At 40.3% G+C, this 19203-nt stretch carries 22 protein-coding genes; 12 read left to right on the top strand and 10 right to left on the bottom strand.

Translation table 11 applies throughout. The annotated features are described in order from the left end of the window. Nucleotides 1-50: 50 nt before the first annotated feature. A complete protein-coding gene (locus tag ACN6MY_RS08790; RefSeq protein ID WP_419884118.1) occupies nt 51-1100 on the top strand; it encodes a M42 family metallopeptidase in 1050 nt (349 codons plus the stop codon). Between the two features lie 50 nt (nt 1101-1150). Here the strand turns inward: ACN6MY_RS08790 and ACN6MY_RS08795 are convergent, their stop codons facing one another. Then, nucleotides 1151-1258 (bottom strand): 3-methyladenine DNA glycosylase, encoded by a 108-nt coding sequence (locus ACN6MY_RS08795; RefSeq protein WP_419883613.1) that lies wholly within the window; start codon nt 1256-1258, stop codon nt 1151-1153. A 30-nt stretch (nt 1259-1288) separates the two neighbouring features. Then, complete coding sequence (locus ACN6MY_RS08800; RefSeq protein WP_419883614.1) at nt 1289-1711, bottom strand: pyridoxamine 5'-phosphate oxidase family protein; 423 nt, start codon at nt 1709-1711, stop codon at nt 1289-1291. Between the two features lie 428 nt (nt 1712-2139). On the opposite strand from ACN6MY_RS08800, the gene ACN6MY_RS08805 reads away from it, so the two are divergent. Next, on the top strand, nt 2140-2952 hold the full coding sequence (locus ACN6MY_RS08805; protein ID WP_419883615.1) for a cyanophycinase: 813 nt from the start codon (nt 2140-2142) through the stop codon (nt 2950-2952). Continuing rightward, nucleotides 2949-5570 (top strand): cyanophycin synthetase, encoded by a 2622-nt coding sequence (gene cphA / locus ACN6MY_RS08810; RefSeq protein WP_419883616.1) that lies wholly within the window; start codon nt 2949-2951, stop codon nt 5568-5570. The genes ACN6MY_RS08805 and cphA overlap by 4 nt, the downstream gene beginning before the upstream one ends. 45 nt (nt 5571-5615) lie before the next feature. Here the strand turns inward: cphA and yidC are convergent, their stop codons facing one another. The 3 genes from yidC to ACN6MY_RS08825 all read right to left on the bottom strand — a co-directional run bounded on the left by yidC (nt 5616) and on the right by ACN6MY_RS08825 (nt 8444). Further along, nucleotides 5616-6398, bottom strand: a complete 783-nt coding sequence (yidC, locus tag ACN6MY_RS08815; protein WP_419883617.1) for a membrane protein insertase YidC — start codon at nt 6396-6398, stop codon at nt 5616-5618. Between the two features lie 28 nt (nt 6399-6426). Continuing rightward, nucleotides 6427-6717 carry a hypothetical protein gene (locus ACN6MY_RS08820; RefSeq protein ID WP_071349972.1) on the bottom strand — a complete coding sequence of 97 codons (291 nt, stop codon included), beginning with the start codon at nt 6715-6717 and terminating at the stop codon, nt 6427-6429. Between the two features lie 917 nt (nt 6718-7634). Continuing rightward, nucleotides 7635-8444 (bottom strand): glycerophosphodiester phosphodiesterase, encoded by an 810-nt coding sequence (locus tag ACN6MY_RS08825; protein ID WP_419883618.1) that lies wholly within the window; start codon nt 8442-8444, stop codon nt 7635-7637. A gap of 254 nt (nt 8445-8698) precedes the next feature. Here ACN6MY_RS08825 and ACN6MY_RS08830 point away from each other — a divergent pair, with 254 nt between their 5' ends. From ACN6MY_RS08830 to ACN6MY_RS08840, 3 genes are all read left to right on the top strand, one after another. Next, complete coding sequence (locus ACN6MY_RS08830; RefSeq protein ID WP_419883619.1) at nt 8699-8920, top strand: DUF1659 domain-containing protein; 222 nt, start codon at nt 8699-8701, stop codon at nt 8918-8920. A gap of 20 nt (nt 8921-8940) precedes the next feature. Then, nucleotides 8941-9159, top strand: coding sequence for a DUF2922 domain-containing protein (locus ACN6MY_RS08835; protein WP_419883620.1), 219 nt, complete (start codon nt 8941-8943; stop codon nt 9157-9159). A 77-nt stretch (nt 9160-9236) separates the two neighbouring features. Beyond that, on the top strand, nt 9237-9395 hold the full coding sequence (locus ACN6MY_RS08840) for a YvrJ family protein (RefSeq protein ID WP_071349989.1): 159 nt from the start codon (nt 9237-9239) through the stop codon (nt 9393-9395). Between the two features lie 60 nt (nt 9396-9455). Here the strand turns inward: ACN6MY_RS08840 and ACN6MY_RS08845 are convergent, their stop codons facing one another. After that, a complete protein-coding gene (locus ACN6MY_RS08845; RefSeq protein ID WP_090987814.1) occupies nt 9456-9872 on the bottom strand; it encodes an organic hydroperoxide resistance protein in 417 nt (138 codons plus the stop codon). 231 nt (nt 9873-10103) lie between these two features. Further along, the gene (gene cspD / locus ACN6MY_RS08850) at nt 10104-10304 is read right to left on the bottom strand and encodes a cold-shock protein CspD (RefSeq protein ID WP_071349965.1); all 201 of its coding nucleotides are present in this window, start codon (nt 10302-10304) and stop codon (nt 10104-10106) included. A gap of 497 nt (nt 10305-10801) precedes the next feature. On the opposite strand from cspD, the gene ACN6MY_RS08855 reads away from it, so the two are divergent. From ACN6MY_RS08855 to ACN6MY_RS08865, 3 genes are all read left to right on the top strand, one after another. Then, entirely contained in the window at nt 10802-11266 is a 465-nt protein-coding gene (locus tag ACN6MY_RS08855; RefSeq protein WP_419883621.1) for a hypothetical protein, read from the top strand. 86 nt (nt 11267-11352) lie between these two features. Then, nucleotides 11353-11478: a hypothetical protein gene (locus ACN6MY_RS08860; RefSeq protein ID WP_419883622.1), complete on the top strand. Its 126-nt coding sequence runs from the start codon at nt 11353-11355 to the stop codon at nt 11476-11478. Between the two features lie 361 nt (nt 11479-11839). Further along, nucleotides 11840-13414 carry a peptide chain release factor 3 gene (locus tag ACN6MY_RS08865; RefSeq protein WP_419883623.1) on the top strand — a complete coding sequence of 525 codons (1575 nt, stop codon included), beginning with the start codon at nt 11840-11842 and terminating at the stop codon, nt 13412-13414. Nucleotides 13415-13468: 54 nt separating this feature from the next. On the opposite strand, the gene ACN6MY_RS08870 is transcribed toward ACN6MY_RS08865, so the two are convergent. From ACN6MY_RS08870 to ACN6MY_RS08880, 3 genes are read right to left on the bottom strand one after another with little or no spacing between them, the layout of a single operon-like run. Next, nucleotides 13469-13972, bottom strand: a complete 504-nt coding sequence (locus ACN6MY_RS08870; RefSeq protein ID WP_419884119.1) for an IS3 family transposase — start codon at nt 13970-13972, stop codon at nt 13469-13471. A gap of 21 nt (nt 13973-13993) precedes the next feature. Continuing rightward, nucleotides 13994-14158 (bottom strand): IS3 family transposase, encoded by a 165-nt coding sequence (locus ACN6MY_RS08875; protein ID WP_419884120.1) that lies wholly within the window; start codon nt 14156-14158, stop codon nt 13994-13996. A 24-nt stretch (nt 14159-14182) separates the two neighbouring features. Further along, nucleotides 14183-14527 carry a hypothetical protein gene (locus ACN6MY_RS08880; protein ID WP_419883624.1) on the bottom strand — a complete coding sequence of 115 codons (345 nt, stop codon included), beginning with the start codon at nt 14525-14527 and terminating at the stop codon, nt 14183-14185. A 363-nt stretch (nt 14528-14890) separates the two neighbouring features. Between ACN6MY_RS08880 and ACN6MY_RS08885 the strand changes: the two genes are divergently transcribed. From ACN6MY_RS08885 to ACN6MY_RS08895, 3 genes are read left to right on the top strand one after another with little or no spacing between them, the layout of a single operon-like run. Beyond that, nucleotides 14891-15466: a glycerol-3-phosphate acyltransferase gene (locus ACN6MY_RS08885; RefSeq protein ID WP_419883625.1), complete on the top strand. Its 576-nt coding sequence runs from the start codon at nt 14891-14893 to the stop codon at nt 15464-15466. A gap of 12 nt (nt 15467-15478) precedes the next feature. Then, nucleotides 15479-17089 carry an aminotransferase class V-fold PLP-dependent enzyme gene (locus tag ACN6MY_RS08890; RefSeq protein ID WP_419883626.1) on the top strand — a complete coding sequence of 537 codons (1611 nt, stop codon included), beginning with the start codon at nt 15479-15481 and terminating at the stop codon, nt 17087-17089. After that, nucleotides 17083-18924, top strand: coding sequence for an LTA synthase family protein (locus ACN6MY_RS08895; protein ID WP_419883627.1), 1842 nt, complete (start codon nt 17083-17085; stop codon nt 18922-18924). The genes ACN6MY_RS08890 and ACN6MY_RS08895 overlap by 7 nt, the downstream gene beginning before the upstream one ends. Nucleotides 18925-19203: the final 279 nt, after the last annotated feature.

Raw genomic sequence — 19203 nt, forward strand, 5'->3', positions numbered from 1 at the left:
GAAAAAGAGATATATAATAGAAATATTCAAAGTATTAGGGGGAGATTAAGCTGACCGGGCTAATTAATGAAAAAGATATTGTTTCATACATAAAAGATTTAGTTGAAATTCCAAGTCCATCCGGGTATACGGAAGCTGCCATTTCACATGTTGCTTCATTCATGCAAGAAAAGGGCATACCCGCACAGATTACGAATAAGGGTGCCTTGCTTGCGAGCATTAAAGGGCAAGATGACAGCAAGCACAGACTTTTAACAGCCCACGTAGATACGCTGGGTGCCATGGTTAAAGAAATTAAAGGAAATGGCCGTTTAAGGCTGACTATGATCGGCGGTTTCCGCTGGAATTCAGTGGAAGGAGAGTACTGCAGCATCCATACAGCAGACGGCAGGATTTTCACTGGAACTATACTGATTGATCAGACATCGGTTCATGTTTATAAAAATGCTGGAGATGCAAAAAGGGATGATAAGACCATTGAAGTCCGGATTGATGCAAATGTCAAAACCAAGGATGAAACAGAGAAACTTGGGATATCTGTAGGAGATTTTGTTTCCTTTGATCCCCGTGTTGAAGAAACGGATCATGGCTTTTTGAAATCCAGGCACTTAGATGATAAAGCTAGTGTCGGCATCCTGATGCATTTAATAGATGTAATTAATAAAGAAGGAGCCGCATTGCCGTATACCACACATTTCTTAATTTCTAATAATGAAGAAATCGGCTATGGAGGAAACTCGAATATCCCTGGTGAGACAATAGAATACCTTGCGGTAGACATGGGGGCAATCGGAGAAGGGCAAACCACCGATGAGTACAGCGTTTCAATCTGTGCCAAGGATTCGTCTGGTCCTTACAATTATAGATTGAGGCAGCATTTAGTTTCACTTGCAAAAGCGAATGAAGTGGATTACAGAGTGGATATTTATCCTTATTATGGATCAGATGCCTCAGCTGCCATTAGTGCGGGCCATGATGTTGTCCATGGCCTTATCGGACCTGGCATTGATGCCTCCCACGCGTTTGAAAGAACACATATTAAAGCATTAATCCATACTGCAGGGCTGCTTTACCATTATTTGCATTCCCCGCTTGCGTAACTCCATAGCAAAAGCGGCCCCTTTTCAGGGTGCCGCTTTTGTTTTGACTATTAATGCTTTGGTTTATCAGTATCTCTTTGGGGATCGATATCCTGCCCGTTTTCCTTTTTCTTTTCCTGTTCTATTGAATCATTATCTTTTTTCTTATTTTCTTCCATAAAACATCCTCCTTAAAATTATCCTGGCTGTTATAATTCAAGCTTTTTTGGGCCTTCGCCTTTGTTGTTCATAAGCAGAATGCTGTCTGGAATAATTTCAAGTATTACATAATTTGGATCTTCCGGACCGTCAAACCATGGTTTGAGATGGTCATTCCACATTTGCTTTTTCAATTCAGGAGAATCCTTTACTTGGGAAGTGCCGCTGACTTCAACATACGAATCCCCAAAACCTTCACCATCATATCCAAGCAAAACATGCACATACGGGTTGCTTTCAATTTCATTCACTTTTTCTGTTTCACCGTTTGTAGCGGTATAAAGAGTAGTGCCGTCATTAAAAAACGTCATATATCTCGCGTGAGGCCGGTCATTTTGTATAGAAGATAGTACTCCAACTTTATTTTCTTCAAGAATTTTTAAGATTTTCTCCTTTAATTCCTGCTGATCCATTTTACCACTCCTCTTTAGTAACATAGTGTTACTTTTCCTCTAAAAGAAAAAGTCTAAACCTTCTTTTATTATGGCTGTTTTCGTAAACTTTACTGCTAGGGAACAAGACGGCTGATTTCCGCTCCAATTTAACAAGGGATCGGCTCAGAGAACTCATTGAGAAATAAAAATCTTTAAGAAAAGCGCCTTTATTATTAACCAGCTAGTTTTCAGCGCACTTCATAATCTTTCGGACACAGATTAATCAGCGCTACAAGTACCCCCAAAGTTGGGGAAATGACATTTGCTGATGCAAAAATAATTTTATATGAATGAAAGCCTGACAATTTTTGCATACTACAAAGTATGCATTTTTAATCTTGTGTCTTTTGCTGAAAAGGCAATCCAGGATTTCTAACAATTCCAAAAGCAAAGGTGAGCAATCAAAAATGAATGTTGGAGAATTACTAATTATCGGCGGGGCCGAAGAAAAATGTTCTGACGCAGAAATTTTAACAAAATTCATTGAATTAGCTGGTGGAAAAGATGGCAAAGTAGGCATCCTGCCAACAGCAAGCAAAATTCCAGTAGAGGTTAGTGAAGAATACATTAAAACCTTTAAAAAATTAGGAGCCGAAAAAATAGAAGTTATTCACGTGGAATCCAGGGAACAAGCAGAGGATAAAATGATTGCCGATCTAATTTCGTCTATGTCAGCCGTTTTTATTTCCGGGGGCGACCAAAGCCGTTTAACTGACTTGATTGGAGGAACAAAACTTCATCAATCTCTAACAGACAACTGGAGAAGGGGCATGGTGCTTGCCGGGACATCAGCAGGGGCCAGCATTATGGCAAAACAAATGATTCTCTCTGCGGATATGAAATTAACAGACAATAAATTGAAGGTAAAGCTTGGGGAAGGGTTCGGTTTCCTGGACACCATTCTCATTGATCAGCATTTTTCTCAAAGAGGGAGATTTGACCGTTTATTAAGTGCTATTGCCCAAAACAAAGATACCATAGGGATTGGCATCGATGAAAACACGGCCATTTTAATTGATAAAGAAAAATTTGAAGTATTCGGCCAGCATCAGGTACTGGTGATGGATGGAATTAACAGTGATTTTATAGACGTCAATATCTCTGAAAACGGCAGCGAAGAACTGACCGTTTCTCAATTTCAAGTAACTGCGTTAACAAAGGGATTTCAATTCGATTTGATAAAAAGAAAGCTAATACACCAAAAGGGGATAAAAGAATGAAGATCAACTGTGTAAAATACTTGAAGGGGCCAAATTATTTTACCTATTCACCTTCAATTTTCATCGAATGTGATATTGAAGAGCTGGAATACCGGCCTTCTGATTCTATCCCTGGTTTTACAGAAACCCTGCTGAAGCTGCTTCCGGGCCTGAAGAAGCACACTTGCTCTCCGGGATACGAAGGAGGGTTTGCAGAGAGGCTTGCAAAAGGCACATGGATGGGGCATATTCTTGAACACATGGCTATTGAAATACAGGTTTCTGCAGGCATTGATGTTAAAAGAGGCAAAACACTGACAGGGGACCAACCTGGCATTTACTATATTACTTATAGCTATAAGGAAGAGAAATCAGGATTATTTGCCTTTGAAGCAGCCGTTGAAATCATTAAAAGCATACTTGCGAATGAAAAAAATATCCCGGTTAATGGCTATATAGAAAAGACAGCAGCCCTTTTTTATAAAAATAAGCTTGGGCCGAGTACAGAGGCAATCTACGAAGCAGCACTTGCTGCTAAAATACCCGTTCAGAGAGTCGGCACGGAAAGTATGCTTAGATTGGGCACAGGCTCCAAGCAGAAATTCATGCAAGCCACCATTAGCAGCCAAACCTCAAACATAGCAGTTGAAACTTCCTGCAATAAGCAGCTGACAAAAGAAACCATAAAGGCATGCGGGATTCCAGTTCCGCACGGAGAAGTTGTCGCTTCTATGAGCGAAATATTTCATACTGCAGACAGACTTGGTTTTCCTTTGGTCATCAAGCCTTTAAATGGAAGACAGGGGCAGGGAGTCATTACAAATATAAAAAATAAGGATGAACTTTTTAATGTGGTGAACTGCCTGGACAAGCATGAAGATACCTATATTTTAGAACGATATTTTGAAGGCAATGATTATCGTCTGCTGGTTGTTGATGATAAGCTTGCTGCTGCCAGCATGCGTACGGCTCCATTTATCATCGGCAATGGAAAAGACTCCATCCGCAATTTAATTGAGGAAGAAAACCTGAACCCGCTTAGAGGAGATGGACATGAAAAACCTATGTCAAAAATCCCGCTTAATCATTCGGTCTCCTGTTATCTTGAGAAATTCGATTTGACAGTGGAAAGCATACCGGAAAAGGGCAAGATCATTGCAGTTGCAGGAAATGCCAATCTTTCTACAGGGGGGAGAGCGAGTGATGTCACCGAGCAGGTGCACCCTTCAATAGCTAAAATGGCTATATCTGCAGCGAAAGCTATCGGTCTTGACATAGCCGGAATTGATTTAATTTGCAAGGACATCTCTAAACCGGTGAATATAAACGAAATGGCAATTATTGAAATCAATGCAGCACCTGGAATACGGATGCATCTATATCCCTCTGAGGGGAAAATGAGGGACGTTGGCAAAACAATCGTTGACTATCTGTTTTCAGACAGAAGGGAAGCTGCCATTCCCATTATCTCAATAACGGGAACAAATGGAAAAACGACTACCGCCCGCCTCGTCCATCACTTTCTTTCCAAAGAAGGCATAGCAGTGGGAATGGCCAATTCTGATGGCGTTTTTATCGGTCAGCAGTGCCTTCATCAAGGAGATTGCAGCGGACCTATCAGTGCAAGACAGGTTCTTAATCATCCCATGGCCGATTTTGCAGTCCTTGAAACAGCAAGAGGAGGCATACTTCGTGAAGGGCTGGCTTTTAGGGATTGTGAAGTAGGGATTGTGACCAATGTGGCAGAAGATCATTTAGGGAGCGACGCAATAGATACATTTGAACAGCTCGTAAAGCTTAAAAGGCTTATTCCTGAGGTAGTCCATGAAGAAGGCTACTGTATATTAAATGCTGATGATGAACAGGTTGCAACAATGGCTCCATACTCCAAAGGAGAAGTCATTTATACTTCGATTCAGGAGCATAGCCGCTATATTCAAAACGCCATCAAAAACGGAAAAAAAGCCTGGTTCTTAAATCATGACTCCTGGGTGGTTTATCATGATGGCAACGAATTAAACATGTTCCTGGATTGCCGGGATATTCCAATAACAATCAATGGTTCGGCCAAGCACAATATTTCTAATGTTCTGCAGGCGCTTGCAGCAGCTCATTCGCAAGGGATTTCTTTGGAGGAATTAAGAAAAAAGGCTAAATCGTTTATTCCTGATTCTGTCTTATCCAAAGGGAGATTTAATTATCAGGAAATCAGAGGCAGGAAAGTTCTTGTGGATTATGCCCATAATACCGCAGGGTTAAAAGCCATTTTTGATACGATTGCCGTATTTGATAAAAAGCGTGTCATATCAGTAATTGCGGGGCCTGGAGACAGGAAAGATGAAGATTTGAAAAAAATGGCAAAAATCACAGCGGATCATTCGGATATTTTTATCATTAAAGAAGATGATGACCTGAGAGGAAGAAAGCCTTTTGAAGTGGCGTCAATCCTAAAGGAAACTGCCCTGGAATGCAGTATGGATGAAAATCAGACTCTCATTGTCCCGAAAGAGCTTGAGGCATTCAAGAAAGCCTGGGAGATATCGGTGCCAGGTGATCTGCTTTTGTTATTTTACACAGATTTCGCGTATGTGAAGGAGTTTTTGCAAGGAACCATGAAACAATCATCGTATAAGCGGTAAGGAAAAGGTCCGGCGTGTTAGCCGGACCTTTTTGTGAATATTTTATTAGTTTTTGTCTATAGAAGTTTGTTTGCCAGGCTGCGGCAATTCATCTTTTTTGTAGATGCGTTTCAAGACCATGGTCTGGATAATCAGGAATAGTCCTCCTACTGACCAGTATAACGGCAATGCCGCTGGTGCAGTAAATGAAACAAACAATATCATTACTGGTGAAAGAAGGCCCATGAATTTCATGGTATTTTGCTGTTCCGCTGGCATCTGCTGCAGGGAAACACGGAATTGCAGGTAATAGATGATGCCGGCAATAATTGCCATGATATGGCTGGCCTGCCCAAGATTGTACCAAAGGAAGTTATGTGTCGCTATCTCATGTGACCCTTTAATTGCATAATAGAATCCCATAAGTATTGGCATTTGAATCAAAATCGGCAAACAGCCCATGTTCAGCGGATTAACGCCATGCTTTTGATAAAGCCCCATCATTTCCTGCTGAAGCTCCTTTTGTTTCGCGGGATCTTTTGTTTCTTTGATTTTCTTTTGGATGGCATCCATTTCTGGCTTTAAAAGGGCCATTTTCCCCTTCATTTGATTCTGCGTTTTATATTGTTTCATTGTAAGCGGCATTAATACCAGCCTGATGATAAAAGTCATCATGATAATGCTGATTCCGAAATTTCCATGAAAAAGACTGGCGTTGAATTCAAGCATTTTAGTCATCGGATTAACAAGCAGATTATGAAAAACTCCGCTTCCCCCAGAAGTTGCCTGGCACCCTGATAAAGCAAATAATAATGTTAATGCAGTTAAAGCAAGTACTATTTTTTTCAATTTCTTTCCTCCTCAAATTGTTTTACATTCATTTCAAGAGAGAAGGAAAGCTGGGTCCATCTGAATCATCAGGAGATTCTTTTCTTCTTACATAAGTGAAAAAGCGCTGCAGGCCCAGCCTGTTAAACTGGAAAGAAACAAGATTTGCCTGCTTCCACTGCTGTGTACGAAGAAGATAATCATACTTTTTAAAAGAAACCGAGTCCTTTTTATTGATAATATATACAGCCGCAAAAGGGAGCAGGAAGGTTAGCATATAGCCAGCCCACATTGCGCTGCGAAGGGTATTATAGTCTATTTCAAGCATTAATTCCCACATAGGAAACCCTCATTTATTGTATAATGTCGTATCAATAAGCTGTAAGGCAGCATGTTTGATGGTGTACGTTCTGCCTGATTCATTTTTCCATGAATCATATTTACCACTATAACAGTTTTTGTCCCGAAAATAAAAAAAAATTAATGGAATTCTGCAGCCTGTCCTAATAGTAGTATATGATTTCCAGAGATACTGTAAAACATGTTTTCGGGGGTGTGAATTTCATATTGGCTTTATTTATCCAAATGGATGTGTGGGCATGCATCTATATAAATCAATCTTCATAGTTATATTTAAAGCTGATATTTGGAGTGTGATGCCCATGAACGGTTATAACCCGCAGCACCCATGGTACTATGGCCAGTATTTAAAAAAAGAACCCTACAGTACTTTTCAAGAAAGATTTCCTCCATCTGGATTTCCGCAATTTCCCCCGCCTGGATCTATCTTTCCCCCAGGCCACTCTCAGAATCCTTCGGGGCCACAGCATCCTCCGCAAACGGGAGGAGGGGAGGGAGGAAGCCCGCCTCTAGGGCCGCCTCCGGTCCATATACCATATGAAGCCCAGAGCCCCCAAGTGAAGGCAGTAGATCCCGGATCGCTTCGCGGCTGTTTATATAGATATACGTATATATGGCTTCGAGGCGGGCGCTCCTTCTGGTACTACCCGACATACATTGGAAGCAGTTCTGTAGCGGGTTACCGGTGGAAACCTAATTCGAGACAATGGACCTATTATGGAATAGATGCGAAAGAAATCCGTTCCTTTAAATGTTCCTGACAGCCGTTTAAAAACAGATCATCAGTGTTTTTTAATTTTACTGATTAACAACATAATGGATATCACCATATAAAAACAGCTGCAGGCTTTATCTGGCAGCTGTTTTTATATGCATGGAAAATTACTGCGGGTTTTTTTAAAAGTAATCGGGAAAATCTGTTGTTATGCCGTTAATACCAAGACGGCTGAATTTTTTGATATACCTTTTTCTATTGACTGTCCAGGTAAATACAAACATATTATGACTTCTTATGCGCTTAATAAGCTTTTTATTGATCATTAGCCATTTAGGATTCACAAAGCTCGCAAATTCGGATATTTCAGCTAAGGTTTTTTCTGGAATTCCTCGTGGCGTATATTTAAAAAGAACTCCCGCCTGTATGTCCGGCAATAGCTGATGTACTTTTTTCATGGAATCAATGCTAAAAGAATGAATCATGATTTTGGGGCTTCTTTGTACATTGCGCATGATAAGTTCTTCTGCAAGCTTGTTTTCAATGCCTTCATGCATGCCGGGGTGTTTTATTTCAATGAGCAATCCGGCATGGTGCAAATATTTGTCTAATACCTCCGCAAGGGTTGGTATTCTTTCATGTTTAAAAGCAGGGTCAAACCAGCTTCCTGCATCAAAACCTTTTAATTCCTGAGCAGAAAAATCGCTGACTTTTCCTTCATGTTCAGTTGTCCGTTTCAGTGTGTAGTCGTGGCAGACGATTATGGTTCCATCTTTGCTGAGCTGAATATCAATTTCAATGAAATCAGCACCCATTTGTACAGCTCTGTCAAAAGCGGATATTGTATTTTCAGGGCAATAACCGGATGCTCCCCTGTGCCCTATTTTTAGAGGGCGGTTTTTGTTCTGAATGCGGCTGCCATTCTTGATCTTGCAAAGCAGTCCAAAAAAGAGCGCAATACCGACAGCTCCAGTTATAATCCAGTCCATCATAATCCCTCGTTTGTGTATGGATGAAAAACATTTTTCCTGTATTCGTTTGCCGGAATATACCAGCTATAAAATCTAAGCTAAAGAAGGGGACAGCCGCCAATTTGATTATCTGAACATAAAGAGTGAAGTAACCCGCTGATGGAAGTGTCACTTTATCATAGTAGATACAATTTGATAAATCAAATTCATCATTATTTATACTTCATGCTGCTTTTCCTCCATTTAAGTATATATAAAGTTTGAAAGGAGGTGAGATGATGGCAAATGGAGTCCTTTACTCGAGCACACTTAAATTAAGCTTTGACACAGGCATGAATGAAAAGGGAGAAGCTGTGCTGAAAAGAAAATCGTATACAAATATCAAAACCCAGTCGGCAGCTGCTGAGCTGTTTTCAGCTGCAAAACTGATAGCCAGCCTGCAGGTTTATCCGCTTCAGGAGGTTGTCCGTGAAGATGCTGCAAGTCTGCATGAATAAAATAATAGGAGGGATATTAAATGGCTAAAACTCTCGAATTGCTGTTTGCCACTCTGCAGGGCAAAACGGCTGTGCTTTCCATCGATGACCCGAAAGAGCCTGTTGATTTGGCTAAGGTCAAGCAAGCAATGGATCAAATTATTACATTAAATGTTTTTACTTCACGCACAGGAGATTACATCAGCAAAAAAGGAGCCCGTGTAGTAGAGCGAAACGTTGATGATTATGAAATGAATTAAAAATTCCCATAAGCTGCTTCCATAATTGCAGCAGCAGCGGGTGTTAATTTTTTGCAGGGAAGTGTGGTGTTTAAAAAATGGATCAGCTTCTTCCATTTGTAAGCGATGTAGGATTTCCTATTATCGTAACCCTGTATTTGCTTCATAGAATTGAAGCAAAACTGGATATGGTGAATGAAACCCTCATTGCTCTGCCAGATCGATTGAAAGATGGAATCCATAAGAAAGCAGGCTGACATAAGAAAGGCATGATGAGCTGTGCTCATCATGCCTTTCTTATATTATTAGTATAAAAATTACACAAGAATTAATGTTACATCGATATTGTTTCGTGTCGCTTTTGAATATGGACAAACTTCATGCGCTTTTTCCATGAAGGATTTAGCTTCTTCCCGCTCAAGATCGGGAAGTGATACATCCAGTCTTACCGCAAGCTTAAAGCCTCCGTCTGCTTCATCTTTGCCGATAGTTACATTTGCTGTAACGGATGAATCAGTTTTTTTTCGTGCTTTGCTGAGTACAAGGTTAAGGGCGCTTCCAAAGCAAGCGGAATATCCCGCAGCAAAAAGCTGTTCAGGATTAGTTGCATTTTCTCCGGATCCGCCCATTTCTTTAGGGGTTCTTACATCAAAGTCAAGAATGCCATCCTCTGATTTAACATGGCCATCTCTTCCTCCTTCAGTTGTTACAGCCGCTGTGTATAGTGGTTTCATACTGAACATCTCCTTTTTTGGTTTACGTATAATTTAATAATTCCCCGCACAGAATTTCTTAAACAGAATTATGTGCAGATGCTATATTTTTTTGTGAAATGAGGTGTGGAGTATAGAAGCTTTTTCGATTAAATTAAAAAAGCAGATTAATAGGGGAGCAGCTGCTGGAAGAAAAAAATGAAGAGGATGCTGCTTGCAGGAGCTGCATCCTCTTAGGTTTAATTCCCTAAATTATAATTTCACGACGTTTTTAGCTTGAGGTCCGCGGTTGCCTTCTTCAATTTCGAATTCAACTTCCTGGCCTTCATCAAGGCTCTTGAAGCCTTCACCCTGGATAGCAGAAAAATGTACAAATACATCGTCTCCGCCTGGAACTTCAATAAATCCAAAACCTTTTTCACTGTTAAACCATTTTACTTTACCTGTTACCATTGAAAAATCCTCCTAAAAATAAACAAAAATTAATATGCAATTCCAGCTTCCCATTTGTGAATGTGAAGTGGAAATTCACACATTATCAAACACCCGCTAAGTAAGGATGCAGATGTTTGATAATGTATGAATTTAAGGAATTTCTGGAAGAACATCAGTTAATAAAATTATAATTCAATATTTGAAAAATAACAACAAATGTGACGGTGAAAACTCATTCCATATAATCTCCAGTTTTTAATGGAATATACATCTGTAAATAACACTGCAAATTTCTTTGCTGTTTCCACTGCACTTTACACAGGAATAGCGCAAGCAGCTTCCATGTAAGTCTTAAAATCAACAAGGTATAATAAGCAAGCCAAAAAGATATAAGTTGGCTTTGTCGTTTTTTTACCCGCATCGATTAAATTTAAACCCTATAATTTGAAATTTTATTTAAAGGTTTATTTTTTATTTAATAGGAGAAACTCTTCGGAAAAGGAGGCTCTATTGAAATGTTGAAACTTAATAAATTTATACCTTTTCTTGTACTATGCATGGTCTTGATGGCTGGCTTCGGGGCGGGAGGGAAAAATGATGCTTTGCACCCTGTCCGGGAGCCGAGTGTGAAGGCAGCACAAAAAGACAGCGTGAATGATTCAGACGTACATACAGCAAAAGAACTAAAATCCGGATCTGTGAAGGTTTTGTCTCTAATTGAGAGCATGATAAAAAAAATGAAGCTGTCAAGCGATGCGGAAATCAATAGTATGGGCGCTGAAGCAGAAAGAAAATGGGACAAGATAGAGAAGCTGGTAGAGAAAAAATATCCGCAGGATTATAAAAACATTGAACAAAGTCTGTATCCTTTAATTGCAGAAGCGAAAAAGAAAAAACCTGACAGACAGAAGCTTGGTGAGTTTTCCGAGGAAACTAGAGAAAAACTGATTTTGTTTCAGTCTCATCTGAATCAGCCTTAACCATTCACAATTCTTCTCTTCACATTATCATAATGTTTCTTTTTTAGTCTTACGGGTAAATGAAGAGTAAGAAAGGGTGATAAAGCATGGCAAAAGGAATTTTTAAAAAAATGATCATTGCAGCGGCACCGCTTATAATCAGCCAGGCAGGCAAGTATTTAAGGAACAGGAAAAGAGTAAAAAACATGCAGCAGGCAAATATGGTAAAATAAAAGGCGCTTACTGAGCGTCTTTTTATTTTGCCCAAAAACCGGCTGCAGCGGCATTCAGTTTGAGAGGTAAACGAACTGAGATACATGTTTCTGCATATAATGGCAGGCAATGAATGATACTTGGCAAGGTTTACATTTTGATGGGCATGTAGCCAAGGAATAAGCAATTATGATATATTTTTTTATGTGTATAAAAATTTGCATCAGCAGGCTACATATAAGGATGCTAACAGGATTTGGGATGTTATGCATTTTTTGAAAAAGAGAAGGAAAGGTTGCATTCCAATGTAAAGGAATATTAGGCCCATAGAGGGCATTACAAATAAAATAGGCAAATTGAACGAGGAAAGGATTATGATACATGACTACTTTAAAAGATGAGGTTCAGTCAAGGCGGACCTTTGCCATCATTTCTCACCCTGATGCCGGTAAAACGACACTGACTGAGAAATTGCTGTTATTTGGCGGTGCAATCCGTGATGCTGGAACAGTAAAGGCAAGAAAAACAGGAAAATATGCGACAAGTGACTGGATGGAAATTGAGAAACAGCGCGGAATTTCGGTAACATCCTCCGTTATGCAATTTGACTATGATGATTTCCGGGTCAATATTCTTGATACCCCTGGCCACCAGGACTTCAGTGAAGATACGTACCGTACTCTTATGGCAGTGGATAGTGCGGTTATGATTATCGATTCGGCAAAGGGTATTGAAGATCAGACAATTAAATTATTCAAGGTTTGCCGGATGAGGGGCATCCCCATTTTCACGTTTATCAATAAAATGGACCGCCAGGGTAAAACACCGCTTGAATTGCTTTCTGAGCTTGAGGAAGTACTTGGAATAGAATCTTATCCGATGAATTGGCCGATCGGGATGGGTAAAGATTTTGTAGGAATTTATGACCGGTTCAATAATAGAATTGAACAATTTAAGACAGAAGGGGAAGACCGCTTTCTGCCGCTGAATGAGGATGGAGAGCTGGCAGGCGGCCATGCTTTGAAAGATTCTCCTTTATATGAACAGACACTGGAGGAAATTATGCTTCTTACTGAAGCAGGAAACCAGTTTTCTGAAGAAAGCATCGCAAGCGGCAAGCTTAGCCCTGTGTTTTTCGGAAGTGCGCTGACAGCTTTTGGGGTACAGACATTTTTAGATGCTTACCTTCAATTTGCCCCGGCGCCTCAGCCCCGTACATCATCAGCCGGAGAAGTAAACCCAGTTGGCAATGAGTTTTCCGGTTTTATTTTTAAGATTCAGGCGAATATGAATCCTAAACACCGTGATAGGATTGCCTTTTTGAGGATTTGTTCAGGTAAATTCGAAAGAGGGATGAGTGTCTTTTTAAGCCGGACGGGCAAACCAATCAATTTGTCTTCATCTACCCAATTCCTGGCAGATGACAGAAATACGGTAAATGAAGCAGTTGGCGGCGATATTATCGGTTTATATGATACAGGTAACTATCAAATTGGCGATACAATCACGACAAGCAAGGATATGTATCAGTTTGAGAGGCTCCCGCAATTTACACCAGAGCTGTTTGTGCGGGTTACAGCCAAAAATGTCATGAAGCAAAAGCATTTCCACAAGGGAATTAACCAGCTTGTACAGGAAGGGGCCATTCAGCTGTTCAAGACAGTAAGAATGGAGGAATATCTTTTAGGTGCAGTCGGGCAGCTTCAATTCGAGGTTTTTGAGCACAGGATGAAAAATGAATATAATGTTGAAGTGATTATGGAGAGAATGGGCAGTAAAATCACACGCTGGGCAGAGGATGAAAAATTAGATGAAAATCTTCACAGCTCAAGAAGCGTACTTGTGAAAGATCGTTATGGCAAATATGCATTTTTATTTGAAAATGAGTTTGCTCTTCGATGGTTCAATGATAAAAATCCGGATGTAAAGCTATTTAATCCGATGGATCTTAAATAAGGCCAAAACAAAACCGCACAGACAAGGTGGTTATCCCCAAAAGTTAGAGTTTTATTATGCAGCTGATTGGCTGGATTGAGTTCGGTAATTGACTGGACTCAATCCAGCTAATTTTGTTTTAGATCGTTCATTGTTATACCAGTGGATATATTCTTCTATTCGACTTTTTAATTCTTCATAACCTACTAGTTTTTCCCCATAATCCATTTCTTGCTTTAAAATGCCAAAGAAATTCTCCATCGAAGCGTTGTCTGCACAGGTTGCTTTACGTGACATGTTTTGAAATATTTTATTTTCTTTTAACGTCCTGACCCAGTGGTTGTGCTGATAATGCCAGCCTTGATCGGAATGGATAATGGTGCGATAGGTCGCATGATTCTTTAGTACCTCTAATGTTTCTTTCAAAGGTTTCATGACAAGATCTAACGTTGGTCGTTTCCTCATTTCAAACTCAACAATTTCTCCGTTATAAAGGCCAAGAATCGGGTTTAAATATAATTTCTCTCCGCCTGGACATTTGAATTCGGTAATGTCGGTTACTAATTTTTGTAGAGGAATAGATGTGCTAAAAAGGCGTGATCATTGATTTTTCGCTACCTTTCCAATCGTCCCCTTATAGGAATTATAGGTGAGAGATTTTCGCATGAATTTCACACATTTTAATCCTAGCTCCCGCATAATACGATAGACTTTTTTATGATTGATAAGATGTTCTAATTTCTTTAATTCCTCCGTTATACGTATATAACCGTAGCGTTCATAAAATTTTTAAAATAGGTGTGCAATGAGTTCTTTTAATTTGGTATCCGGGTCATATTTGTTAAAATTTTTCACATGATAGTGATAAGTTGCTTCCGGTATTCCCATAACAAAGAGAATATCTTTTAATCGAAATCCTCCTAAGTTCGAATGCCATCTTGGTTTGTGCTTTTCGTGAAAGGCGTTCGGATTCTCGCGAAAAGCTCTCAGCTTTTTTAGATACGCATTCTCCAGTCTTAGTAGTTCATTCTCACGTTCTAACTCTTCTTCTCGTGTTCCCTTTTTTTCTTCCTTTTTCTTCTGATTATTGGGTTTCTTAGACATAGAAGGCCGCCCCTTTGATTTTAGTTTCATGCCTTCTACTCCCTGTTCTTGAAATGTTTTCATCCAGCGTTTAGTCAAGGAAGGGTTGTTCAAATTTAATTGTTTATTTTAAATTCTTCACTAAATTTAGTAATTTAGCCATAAAAACACCCCTGATAGTTAGATTTTTTACTCTAACTTTCGGGGGTCGGTACCCTTGCGGCAAAAAAGCTCTTTTCATCAACCTTTATTTAGGCAGTATTCAGCCAGTAGCAGGCTTGATGATTCGGCAAAGATTATCTTCCTGTGAGAAAATGGAAGAATGAATCTTTTTAAAGTCCTGTCTTTGCGTTACAATGATAAATGAAGGAATATTCATAATCTTATTCTAAATAAAGGGGCACACAGAAGAATATGTTAATCATTATTGTGCTGATTATATTATCCTATCTTTTCGGCAGTATAAACGGCGCCTATTATGTGACGAAGCTTGCCTCCGGAAAAGATATCCGCCAGCTTGGAAGCGGAAATGCCGGTGCAAGAAATGCTGGCAGGCAGCTTGGCAAGTTTGGCTTTTTAGCTGCATTGCTGATTGATGCAGGAAAAACCCTTGTCATGCTTACCATTGCCAGTTCAGCATCACATGACGGGCCATTTGTAAATATCCTGTGTGCTGCTTTTCTATTATTAGGCCATATCTGGCCGGCTCAGCTTCGTTTTCATGGAGGAAAGGGTGTTGCTGTTTTGCTGGCATCGGTACTTTTTCTGGTGCCTGCAGCCATTCCCGTTATAGGTGTTTTGATGGCAGTCTGCTACTTGCTGCTGAAAAAATTCACCGTTCCAGGTTTGGTTTCCCTGCTGAGCATTCCAGTTACATCTTATATAACAGGAAAACCCATATCATATACCATAGGGCTGCTTATCCTAACTATTTTCGTAATAGCAGCGCATATACTGAAGCTTCATCAAATAACCCCAGCTACTACATAAGGAGTGACCAATATGAAATCTTCTTCGTTCATCTACAAAATTGCATCCGAACAGGATGAATTTGAGCAAATTAACGAAATGAACTATCAAACTTTCGTTGAAGAAATTCCCCAGCATCAAAGGAACGGGCAATCCAGTCTCGTTGACCGTTTTCATAAAGAAAATACCTATGTGATAGCCAAACACGGAAATATGGTTATCGGAATGATCGCCATCAGGGCAAATCGGCCATTCTCCCTTGATGAAAAACTTGGGAATCTTGATGAATATTTACCTCAAGGATCGAAGCCGTGTGAAGTTAGGCTGCTTTCAGTCAAGAATGAATACCGTAAAAGCTATGTGTTTTATAAAATGACAGATTTACTGGTATCTCATTGTCTTGAGAACCAATATAATATGGCACTTATCTCCGGTGTGGAAAAGCAGATTCCGCTGTATAAACGAATGGGCTTTGTTGCTTTTGGAAGCATGACGGGAACAGGAGACGCCAAATTCCAGCCCATGTATCTCACTAAGGAAAAATTTGAAAACTCCACCAAAGCCTATAAACGGATGATGGAGCGGAAACAGCAGGAAACAAGACAGTACAGCTTCCTCCCAGGTCCTGTTCCAGTTGGGGAGGAAATAAAGAAAGCCTTCTCCATGCCTGCTGTTTCCCACCGGGCAAACAGCTTTCACAGTGACCTCCAGGAAGTGAAGGATCTGCTGGGCAATTTTTTTCAAGCAAATTTTGCAGAAATTACAGTGGGGACAGGTACACTCGCTAATGATCTTGTGGCTGCCCAGATTTCTTCTCTGAACAAGAAAGGGCTTATCTTGTCTAATGGAGAATTTGGCTGCAGGCTCAAAGACCATGCTATGAGATTTCAATTGAATTTCGATTATCTGGAAAAAGAGTGGAACATGCCGATTTCCCATGAAGAAATTAGCGATTTTTTGCAAACTAATCCAGATATCGGCTGGCTATGGACAGTCCATTGTGAAACATCTACAGGTTATTTGTATGATTTAGAAGCCATCCAGAAGATCTGCGATGCATACGGTGTAGAGCTATGTGTGGATGCCTGCAGCTCTCTTGGGACGGTACCTGTCAATCTATCGAAGTGTTATCTGGCTTCAGCGGTCAGCGGAAAAGGACTGGGCTCATTTCCTGGACTCGCAATTGTTCTTCATAGAGAATCAATACAGCCAAATCCCAATCTGCCACGGTATCTGGATCTGGGATTGTATCAGGAAAAGGACAGTGTGCCTTTCACTCATTCTTCTAATTTGGTAAAAGCACTCAAGGCTTCCTTACATTCACTTAATATTACGGAAAAGAAACGGTTATCTGACTTTACCAGGAATCAATTACAGTCAGCCGGCCTTGAAGTTTTAGGGAACTCCCATTACTCTTCGGGCATCATTACAATTGCTATCCCATCATACCTCTCCTCCCGGGAAGTGGGGGATAGGCTTTCTGAAAAAGGTATTCTATTAAGCTATGAAAGCGAATATTTGCTTGAAAAAAATTGGGTCCAGGCAGCATTTATGGGGGAACAGACTCGTGAAGCAGCATTACGCATGGTTGCAGAGCTGAAGCAGCTATGCTGTAATCAGAGGGAAGAATCAGTGATATGGTGAAAGGAAGAATAAATCTGCCTCCTGAAAAACTGGTGCTTATCGCTTTCCTTCTTCTTTGGCTGAAAACGGTCATCGTGTCATTTATCGGATTTGATTTCAGCATTGTATCCTGGCTCGATGTGCTTCTTTTAATGATTAATCCTGCTGGTTCACTTTTGCTGATGCTGGGACTGAGTTTTTATTTTGGGAGAAGGCTGAACAGGGTCCTCCTGATTGTCATAATGGTTTTGATAACAGGGCTTTTGTATGCAGATTTGCTTTATTACCGGTTTTATATTGATTTTGTTACGGTATCGGTTATCTTTCAGTTCAAAAATGTGGGAGGCATTGGCCCAAGCACATTTGAACTGGTAAAGGCCTGGGATTTGTTTTTGTTTGCCGATATCTTTGTAATCGCCTGGCTATCAAGGCGCTGGGACAGGCAGAGGCTTGTGATCCCAGCTATCATCAGGAAACGCTATATTGCTGCAGGCACTGCTCTTGTCCTGCTTGTAGCAGGTTTGGGGCTTTTTCAGTCCTCACGTCTGTTCTCTGCTGCCTATAACCGCAGCCAGATGGTAAAAACAATAGGGCCATACAATTATCACTTGTATGATATTGCTATGGCGCTTCGGCCCCCGCTTGACCAGGCGCTTGCAGATAAATCTGATACTGCTGCCATAAACCAATATGTGTCATTACATAAACAAAAGCATTCAGGCAAATTCGGGATCGCCAAAGGGAAAAATATCGTGTTAATCAGCATGGAATCGACCCAAAATTTCGTGATTAACCGGAAAGTAGACGGAAAGGAGATCACCCCCTTTCTCAATAAGCTAGTGAAAAAAAGCTATTATTTTAATTCCATATATGATCAGACTGCACAGGGAAAAACATCGGATGCAGAATTCATGGTTGATAACAGCCTTTATCCGCTCTCAGGGGGATCAGTTTTTGTCAGGAGGCCGAAAAATACCTTTAATAGTCTGCCAAAAATATTAAAACAGCATGGAAACTATTATTCTGCGGTTTTTCACGGAAATGATGCAAGCTTCTGGAATAGGGAGAACATGTATGATCACCTGGGATACAACCGTTTTTTCTCAAAAAAAGATTTTACAGTGACCGAGGAAAATTCAATAAACTATGGCATCAAGGATATTCCTTTTTTTGAGCAAAGCATTTCATACCTGAAAAGCCTGCCTCAGCCCTACTATGCGAAGATGATAACATTGACCAATCATTTTCCTTTTTTGCTGAATGAAGAAGACCAGATGATATCAGCAGCAAATACCGATGAAGGTGTCGTGAATAGATATATTACTACTGTCCGGTATGAAGATGAGGCACTGAGACGTTTTTTTCTGGAACTGAAAAAGAATGGAATGTACAAAAATACAATTTTCGTTTTATACGGAGATCATTACGGGATTTCTGAAAAATACGAAGAAGCCCTGAGCACATTATTAGATGAAAAGGATATACCGGCCAATCACACGAAATATCGCCAGGTACCGCTCATCATCCATATTCCCGGCCAGGAAGAAAAGACTATTTCCACGCTGGGAGGAGAGGTGGATATCAGGCCGACCCTGCTGGATCTGCTGGGGATTGATGACAGCAGGCATATCTCGTTCGGGCAAAATCTCTTTTCAAGAGATCCCAAACATCCTGTGATCTTCCGTAATGGCGGGTTTGCTGCCGACAATCTGATTTATCAGGATAATATCTGCTATAATGCCAGGTCGGGTGAAGAACTGGAAAGCAAGTCCTGCGAGCCTTATCAGGATACGGTGCATCAGGAACTTGATTTATCGGATGAAATCATTTATGGAGATCTTCTGCGTTTCAAATAAACCTCCTTTGAGCCTGCGTGAAAATACGCAGGCTCTGCTTGACTATCCTGCTTAGCCTGGCAGTAAATTCTTAAATAGAATCATCGAAAAGTATGGGGTAAAAACCGATTTTTCGAGCCTTAAGCGCTGGACAAAATCCTGCTGCCGGGAGATTTATCTATTCATAGACCAGATGATGGGGTATGAAAGCAGAAAATACTATTGTGCCGGTAAGCTGGCAATCATTCAGTAAATATTAAAAAAAGTCCTGGGCCTTTAGCATGTGATAACAAAAATTTA

This window comes from Peribacillus sp. B-H-3, assembly GCF_048572925.1.
In the GTDB taxonomy this organism is placed as follows: Bacteria; Bacillota; Bacilli; order Bacillales; family DSM-1321; genus Peribacillus.

What these genes read in the sequence shown, in the direction of transcription:
- ACN6MY_RS08795 (WP_419883613.1), bottom strand. Translation starts at nt 1,258, where the DNA reads ATGGAAGAAAATAAGAAAAAAGATAATGATTCAATAGAACAGGAAAAG.
- ACN6MY_RS08800 (WP_419883614.1), bottom strand. Translation starts at nt 1,711, where the DNA reads ATGGATCAGCAGGAATTAAAGGAGAAAATCTTAAAAATTCTTGAAGAA.
- ACN6MY_RS08805 (WP_419883615.1), top strand. Translation starts at nt 2,140, where the DNA reads ATGAATGTTGGAGAATTACTAATTATCGGCGGGGCCGAAGAAAAATGT.
- cphA (WP_419883616.1), top strand. Translation starts at nt 2,949, where the DNA reads ATGAAGATCAACTGTGTAAAATACTTGAAGGGGCCAAATTATTTTACC.
- ACN6MY_RS08820 (WP_071349972.1), bottom strand. Translation starts at nt 6,717, where the DNA reads ATGTGGGAATTAATGCTTGAAATAGACTATAATACCCTTCGCAGCGCA.
- ACN6MY_RS08825 (WP_419883618.1), bottom strand. Translation starts at nt 8,444, where the DNA reads ATGATGGACTGGATTATAACTGGAGCTGTCGGTATTGCGCTCTTTTTT.
- ACN6MY_RS08830 (WP_419883619.1), top strand. Translation starts at nt 8,699, where the DNA reads ATGATGGCAAATGGAGTCCTTTACTCGAGCACACTTAAATTAAGCTTT.
- ACN6MY_RS08835 (WP_419883620.1), top strand. Translation starts at nt 8,941, where the DNA reads ATGGCTAAAACTCTCGAATTGCTGTTTGCCACTCTGCAGGGCAAAACG.
- ACN6MY_RS08840 (WP_071349989.1), top strand. Translation starts at nt 9,237, where the DNA reads ATGGATCAGCTTCTTCCATTTGTAAGCGATGTAGGATTTCCTATTATC.
- ACN6MY_RS08845 (WP_090987814.1), bottom strand. Translation starts at nt 9,872, where the DNA reads ATGAAACCACTATACACAGCGGCTGTAACAACTGAAGGAGGAAGAGAT.
- cspD (WP_071349965.1), bottom strand. Translation starts at nt 10,304, where the DNA reads ATGGTAACAGGTAAAGTAAAATGGTTTAACAGTGAAAAAGGTTTTGGA.
- ACN6MY_RS08855 (WP_419883621.1), top strand. Translation starts at nt 10,802, where the DNA reads ATGTTGAAACTTAATAAATTTATACCTTTTCTTGTACTATGCATGGTC.
- ACN6MY_RS08860 (WP_419883622.1), top strand. Translation starts at nt 11,353, where the DNA reads ATGGCAAAAGGAATTTTTAAAAAAATGATCATTGCAGCGGCACCGCTT.
- ACN6MY_RS08865 (WP_419883623.1), top strand. Translation starts at nt 11,840, where the DNA reads ATGACTACTTTAAAAGATGAGGTTCAGTCAAGGCGGACCTTTGCCATC.
- ACN6MY_RS08880 (WP_419883624.1), bottom strand. Translation starts at nt 14,527, where the DNA reads ATGAAACTAAAATCAAAGGGGCGGCCTTCTATGTCTAAGAAACCCAAT.
- ACN6MY_RS08885 (WP_419883625.1), top strand. Translation starts at nt 14,891, where the DNA reads ATGTTAATCATTATTGTGCTGATTATATTATCCTATCTTTTCGGCAGT.
- ACN6MY_RS08890 (WP_419883626.1), top strand. Translation starts at nt 15,479, where the DNA reads ATGAAATCTTCTTCGTTCATCTACAAAATTGCATCCGAACAGGATGAA.
- ACN6MY_RS08895 (WP_419883627.1), top strand. Translation starts at nt 17,083, where the DNA reads ATGGTGAAAGGAAGAATAAATCTGCCTCCTGAAAAACTGGTGCTTATC.